This window comes from Streptomyces sp. NPDC041200 (assembly GCF_055591805.1).
The window spans coordinates 1-2,011 of record NZ_JBVIZF010000127.1; the positions used below are offsets into that span (position 1 = coordinate 1).

General features: G+C 66.0%; 2 protein-coding genes. Both read left to right on the forward strand.

The genetic code is table 11. The annotated features are described in order from the left end of the window. Window positions 1-1,555 (forward strand): type I polyketide synthase (locus tag ACZ6CL_RS42925; protein ID WP_468947011.1); only part of this gene is annotated, 1,555 nt, incomplete at its 5' end. Between the two features lie 56 nt (window positions 1,556-1,611). Beyond that, window positions 1,612-2,011 (forward strand): beta-ketoacyl synthase N-terminal-like domain-containing protein (locus ACZ6CL_RS42930; protein WP_468947012.1); only part of this gene is annotated, 400 nt, incomplete at its 3' end.

The following is a 2,011-nucleotide window of genomic DNA, read 5'->3' on the forward strand; positions in this document are numbered from 1 at the left end:
CGTTGTCGCCGTAGAACATCCGGGGGTGGCTTACCAGGCGTTCGACGTTTTCGACGCCGGCCTCGACCGTATCCAGCAGATGCTCGTCGAATTGGCGAGACTGTTCGAAACCGGAGACCTCACCCCATTGCCGTTCGCCGCATGGGACGTGCGCCGTGCCCCGGACGCATTCCGTCACATGAGCCAGGCCCGGCATACCGGCAAAATGGTATTGAGCGTTCCGAAGCCCCTCGACCTCGAGGGCACGGTTGTGCTGACCGGTGGCACCGGCTCCCTGGGCGCTGTGGTGGCCCGGCACCTGGTCGGTGAATACGGCGTGCGTCATCTCGTCCTCGCGAGCCGGCGTGGACCGGACGCCGAAGGAGCACGAGAGCTGGTCGCCGAACTCGGCGAGGCCGGCGCGACGGTGACGGCGGTGGCGTGCGATGTCACGAACCGAGACGCACTCGCCGAACTGCTCGTGGCCCTACCAGCCGAACACCCACTGACCGGCGTCGTCCATACCGCAGGCGTGCTGGACGACGGCGTGATCGCGACGCTGACACCGGAACGCGTCGCAGCCGTCTTCGCTCCCAAAGTCACCGCCGTGCGTCATCTCGACGAGCTGACGCGGGAGATGGACCTCTCGATGTTCGCGGTGTTCTCATCCGCGGCGGGTGTGTTCGGCTCGGCGGGACAAGGCAACTACGGCGCTGCCAACGCGTTCCTGGACGGTTGGATGGCCAAACGCCGCGCCGACGGACTGCCCGGTATCGCGATGGCCTGGGGCCTGTGGGAACAAACCACGGGCATGACCGCGAACCTCAGCCAAGCCGACCAGGCACGCATGAGTCGCGGCGGCCTCCTGCCTATCGGAGTGGCTGAGGGTATGCGACTGTTCGACACAGTCCTACGCATGCCAACCGCACTCGCGGTGCCGATCAAGCTGGACCTCCGAGGACTGCGCGCCGACGCGACAGCCGGCGGGAGCGTCCTGGCCCTGCTGCGTGCTCTGGTACAAACCGGGCGGCGGCAGGCACAAGCCGGGGAGAACGGCAGTGGACTTACCGCGAGGTTGGTCAGTCTCACACCAGAGGAGCAAGAGAAGCTGCTGCTCGACCTGGTCCTGACCCAAGCAGCCACCGTTCTCGGCTATACCGAGATAGCCAATGTCGAAGCCCACAAAGCGTTCATAGACGCTGGCTTCGACTCCCTCACCTCGGTCGAACTGCGCAACCGCCTGCGCGAAGCCACCGGCCTCAAACTCGCCGCGACAGTCGTCTTCGACTACCCCACCCCACTCGCCCTCGCCCGCCACCTGCACGACGGCCTCAAGCCCGCACAGTCCCCCGCCGGAACGCATCCGCTGTTGGCCGAACTGAGCAAGCTGGAAGCCAGGCTGGTCGAGACACCTGTCGACGACTCGATCCGCGCTCAGGTGGCTACCCGGCTCCAGGCCCTCCTGACCACCTGGTCGACGGCGAACGGAACCCCGCCGGGCGACGAGGCGCTCGACTTCGACGCCACCTCCGACGACGACCTCTTCGACCTCATTGACACGACGTTCAGCAACTAGCCCGCGGCAGGCGACGCTGCCACACCCCGATACCACTGCCTTCCAGGAGCTGAACTTTGATGGCGGATGAAGACAAGCTTCGCGACTATCTCAAGCGCGTTCTCGGCGAAGCGCAACGCACCCGGCAGCGTGTGCTGGAGCTCGAGGCCGAGAAGTCGCAGCCGGTGGCGATTGTGGGTATGGCGTGCCGTCTTCCGGGTGGTGTGGCGAGCCCTCAGGACCTGTGGCGGTTGGTCAGTGAGGGGCGGGAGGGTGTGTCGGGTTTTCCTGAGGGTCGTGGCTGGGATGTGGAGGGGTTGTTCGACGCTGATCCGGGCAGGGCGGGTAAGTCGTACACCGACCAGGGTGGGTTTTTGCATGGGGCGGGCCTGTTCGATGCGGGCTTCTTCGGGATTTCGCCGCGTGAGGCGTTGGCGATGGATCCGCAGCAGCGGTTGTTGCTGGAGGTCTCGTGGG